Source organism: Amycolatopsis sp. NPDC003731, from assembly GCF_053586895.1.
In genome coordinates this window covers 1-4,233 of sequence record NZ_JBSFNC010000278.1, presented here as the reverse complement: position 1 = coordinate 4,233, position 4,233 = coordinate 1, and the positions used below count along the sequence as shown (strand labels likewise).

The 4,233-nt window shown below is 73.9% G+C and carries 4 protein-coding genes and 1 pseudogene; 3 read left to right on the top strand and 2 right to left on the bottom strand.

What is annotated here, in order from left to right; translation table 11 throughout:
• Positions 1 to 86: 86 nt before the first annotated feature.
• The 3 genes from ACWDN5_RS46280 to ACWDN5_RS46270 are packed head-to-tail and all read left to right on the top strand — an operon-like array spanning position 87 to position 2,198.
• Positions 87 to 512, top strand: a complete 426-nt coding sequence (locus ACWDN5_RS46280) for a hypothetical protein (RefSeq protein ID WP_449680738.1) — start codon at positions 87 to 89, stop codon at positions 510 to 512.
• A gap of 13 nt (positions 513 to 525) precedes the next feature.
• Complete coding sequence (locus tag ACWDN5_RS46275) at positions 526 to 1,041, top strand: hypothetical protein (RefSeq protein WP_449680737.1); 516 nt, start codon at positions 526 to 528, stop codon at positions 1,039 to 1,041.
• A complete protein-coding gene (locus ACWDN5_RS46270) occupies positions 1,038 to 2,198 on the top strand; it encodes a hypothetical protein (protein ID WP_449680736.1) in 1,161 nt (386 codons plus the stop codon). Before ACWDN5_RS46275 ends, ACWDN5_RS46270 begins: the two co-directional genes overlap by 4 nt.
• Here the strand turns inward: ACWDN5_RS46270 and ACWDN5_RS46265 are convergent.
• Both ACWDN5_RS46265 and ACWDN5_RS46260 read right to left on the bottom strand, forming a co-directional pair.
• A complete protein-coding gene (locus ACWDN5_RS46265; protein ID WP_310974227.1) occupies positions 2,188 to 3,813 on the bottom strand; it encodes a CocE/NonD family hydrolase in 1,626 nt (541 codons plus the stop codon). The two genes, ACWDN5_RS46270 and ACWDN5_RS46265, sit on opposite strands and share 11 nt — an antisense overlap.
• A gap of 50 nt (positions 3,814 to 3,863) precedes the next feature.
• Positions 3,864 to 4,233 (bottom strand): annotated as a pseudogene (locus tag ACWDN5_RS46260) (hypothetical protein); the annotation flags it as partial.

Genomic DNA, 4,233 nt, shown 5'->3' with positions numbered 1-4,233 from the left:
ACCGACGCTTCCGCCTCGATCCTGTTGTTTGATGTTCAACCATGACGGACCTCCCGCGCGGGGAGGGCAGCGGTAACACTCGTCAGGTGCCGGGCGTTGTCCGTCGCGCGGGAGTGCACGCGCTCGCGGTGGTCGCGGGCTCGCTGCTGCTCGGATTCGTCCTCTTCCTGAGCCGGCCGGCCGCGCCGGTGCCCGAGGTCCCGCCGCCGCCGTCCGCGGTGGACGTCGCGGCGCGGGGGAGCGACCGGCAGTGGGACCTGAGCGGCGCTCGGCTGGGTGACGACGGCACCGGGTTCTTCACCGGCGAGATCACGGTGACGAACCGGGCGGACCGGCCGCGGACGGGATTGTTCCGGCTGACCCTCTTCGCCGGCGGCGCGAAGGTGGCGGAGCTGTTCGGCCAGGCACGATCGGCGGTCGACCCCGGCGCGACGGTGGTGGTCGAGCTGGGGCTCGGCGGGCCGTTCGTGCCCGGCCCGTACGAGGTGGAGTTCCACGAAGCGTTCGCATAGAGGGGCGGGACGGGTGAGCGACGAGGTCATCGGCTGGGCGGTACGGCTGGCGGCGGAGGTGGCACCGGACGAGGCGGAACTGGTTCCGGCGGTGACGGCGGCGTACCTGGCGGGCGGCGCGGCCCGGCGGGAGCTGTTCGCGCGCACGAACGCGGCACCGGGCGGCTTCGACGTGACCGCGCCGATCGTGCTGTTCCCGCACGTGCTGGCGACGGTGACGCTGGCGGGCCACGCGATCTGGACGGCGCTGGGCGGCAGCGCGAGCAGCGTCTCGACGCTGCTGAAGAACCTCGGCGACCTGTGGGACCGCCGCCGCGCGAAGCAGGTCCCGGCCGCGGAACCGCAGGCGCCGGGGCTGCCCGAGCTGAACCACCTGATCGACGCGATCAGCGCCGAGCTGAAGGCGGCGGGGGTGCCGGAGACCGACAGCGAGGTCCTGACGTTCCGCATCGTCCGGGCCCTGATCAAGGACGGCGCGGGCACCCGGGCCTACCTGGCCGCGGCCCCACCGGAGAACCCGAGCCGATGACCGGCGGCGACGCTCGGCAGGGCGTATCCACGCCACTCCGGCAAACCCTCACCCCACCCCGGTCGCCGGCGCCGCCCTGGCTGCTCTTCTGGTTCCTCACCGCCCTGTGCTGGACCGTGCCCCGGCAGCTCCCGACCTGGCGGGACAGCCTGTTCGACCTCCTCGGCGTCACCCCGAACCCCGCCACCACCGTCCCCGGCAGCGACGTCCTGCGCGTGGCCGGGCTGGTCGATCTCATGCCCGCTGTCGTGTTGCTCGCCGCCGTCGTCACCGTGGCGGGTGCCGGGGTGCGCGGGCGGCTCGTCGAGCGCCGGTACGGGCTGAGCGACGACCTCCGCACCCCGAGCCTCGCCGCCATCGCCGGCTACGCGCGGGCCCAGCTGCCCGGTGTCGAAGTCCGGGCCAACCCGCGGCGCACCGACCTGCTCGCCTTCGCCTACCTCCGCCGTCCCCGGCGGCCGCGGCTCGCCGTCTTCGCCCCGCTCGTCGTGCTCTGGCGGCGGGACCGCGCCGCCGCCGAAGCCGTCGTGCGGCACGAACTCGCCCACTGCCGGCAGGGCGACACCTACCTCGCCGGCGCCACCAGCCCGCTCGCCTTCCTCGTCCGGCACTGGTTCGCCCTGTTCGCCTGGGCCGCCGTGGTGCCGGTCGGGGCGGTGTGGTTCGCCGACGTCCTCGCTCGCGCCGTGCCCTCCACCGGGCAGCTCCTCACCGGGCTGGGCCTGATGCTGCTCAACGCGCTCGGGCTGCTGCTCGCCGCCATCACGCTGCCCGTCGCCGGTTCGTGGAGCGCCGAGTTCGCCGCCGACCACGTCGCCGCGGCCGGACCGGCAATGCGGCTGGGTGCCACGCACCGCGGCCGCGTGCTTGCCAGGCTCACTCACCCGCCCATGGCCCTGCGCCGCCGGCTGCTGCGCGCGGGCCCGCGCGCCACCGCCTTCGCCGCGATCGCGTGCTACCCGCTGGGCTGGCTGGTCCAGCTGGGCTGGCTGCTGCTCGCTGCGCACGCCGCCTGGCTGCCGATCGGCGAATCCGGCACTCTCCGCGCGGTCGGGCTCTGGGCGGCCGCGGGCTGGCCGGTCTGGACGGCCGCCGCGCTCTTCTTCGCCGCCTGGCCGCTGCTGCGCCGGCCGTGGGTGCGCCTCGTCAGCTGCTGAACACCGGCAGCGTGAGCCGGGACGGCCGGGCCGCGTCGTGGAACACCTCGAAGCGGTTCGGCTTCCCCGCCACCGCCGACGTCACCGGCTCGTCCGTCCCGTGGTTGCGCGCGAACCGCGGGAACGCGCCGCCCGCCACCTGGACGCGCAGGCGGTGGCCGCGGCGGAAGCGGTACGCCGTCGGGTCGAGCGTCACCTCCGCCGTCACCACGCCGTCCGCGTCCGCGGCCGGGACGCCCGGGCGCAGGCGCAGGATCCCGTCGGTCACGTTGCGCGAAACCCCGCCGGCGTCGACGTCGCAAAGCCGGACGTAGACGTCGGCGTGGCCGAGCTCGGTGCGGACGTGCACGGTCGCCGACACCTCGCCGATGACGTCGAGGTCCGACGGCAGTGGCTCGCCGGTGAACACCAGCACGTCCGGCCGGGCCTCGACCTGCTGGTTGTCGCGCTGCTTCCACTCGCCCGTCAGCAGCGGGCCGCCGACCGCGGGCGTGGGGTCGGCCGGGTCGTAGGTGAACGCCGTCGGCAACGCCGGCTCGCCGAAGCTCTCGCCGAGGCCGCCGATCGGCCGCAGGTGCGCCTCGGTCGCCTTCGACGGCGGCGGCCACGACTCGAAGTCCAGCCACGTCCCGGCGCCCTGCAGGAACAACCGGACCGGCGAGCGCTGCAGGTACGTCCGGTCGCCGAGCAGGTGCGCGCGCAGGAAGCCGAGCTGGTCCCGCAGCATCGGGCCCATGCTCGCGGGCTCGCCGTGCGCCCACGGCCCGATCGTGATCCGCGGCGCCTTGCCCGCGTCGGCGAGGGTCCGGAAGTCGCGCAGCTGCGAGCCGATGAACAGGTCGTACCAGCCGGTGACCATCGACACCGGGACGTCCAGCTTCGCCACCTCGGCGCTGTGGTCGGACATCGCCCAGTAGCCGTCGTCGGGGACGAAGTGCTCGGTGACGTCCTGGAGGAACTGCACCGGCTTGCCGATCGCGGCGACGTCGGCGCGGCTCAGCGGCAGGAACGACATCGCCTTACGGGTCTTCCGCTTCTGCAGCGGGTTCGGCAGCGCCGCGAAGCGTTCCTCCTGGCGGCCGATCATCGCCGACCAGGAGACCATGTTGTCCGCCGCGAGCACACCGCCCGGGTAGAACGTCGAGACGAACTCCGACGCCGTCACGCCGAGGCACATCGCGGCCAGCGGCGGGTCGAGGTACGGCCCGATCGCCCACTGCGTGTGCCCGAGGTAGCTGGCGCCGGCCATGCCGAGGGTGCCGTCGCACCACGGCTGCGCGCGCAGCCACTCGGCGGTGGCGATGCCGTCCTCGCGTTCGAGGTGGAAGGGCCGGAACTCGCCGCCGGAGCCGAACGAGCCGCGGGTGCTCTGGACGACCGTCTGCAGCCCGTGCCGGGCGAACGTCTCGCCGAAGAGCTTCGACGCCAGGCCCTTGCGCCCGTACGGCGTGCGGATCAGCACCACCGGCGCCGACGTCGTCCCGGCCGGGGCGTACCGGTCGGCGAGCAGCGTGACGCCGTCGGGCATCGGCACGGCGAGGTCGCGCGTCACGACCGGCTTCGGTCCTTCGGCGCGGGGGAGCCCGAGCAACTTGTCGACAAGTCGGTCCAGCACGGGTGCCCGCCTTCCGAAGTGGAGTAGATCCTTCCGGATCCGACCGTACCTCAGTTCGCGCGGGCGAGGGTTTCCGGACGCAGCAGTTTCGCCAGCTCCTCGGCCGGGATCAGGCCCTTCTCGACGACGAGCTCGGCGACCCCGCGCCCGGTGGCCAGGGCCTCCTTCGCGATTTCCGTCGCGGCCGCGTAGCCGATGCTCGGGTTGAGCGCCGTCACCAGCCCGATCGAGTTCTCCACGTACGCGCGCAGGACGTCGACGTTCGCCGTGATCCCGGCGACGCACTTCGACGCCAGCGTCCGGCAGGCCGCGCCCAGGTGCGTGACTCGGCAAATCGCTGAAGCGGTGCATCGGCTCCGCGAAATGGATTTGCTGAAACCACCGGGAGTGGCGGAGTCCCTCGATTGGGGGCGGGCTCTT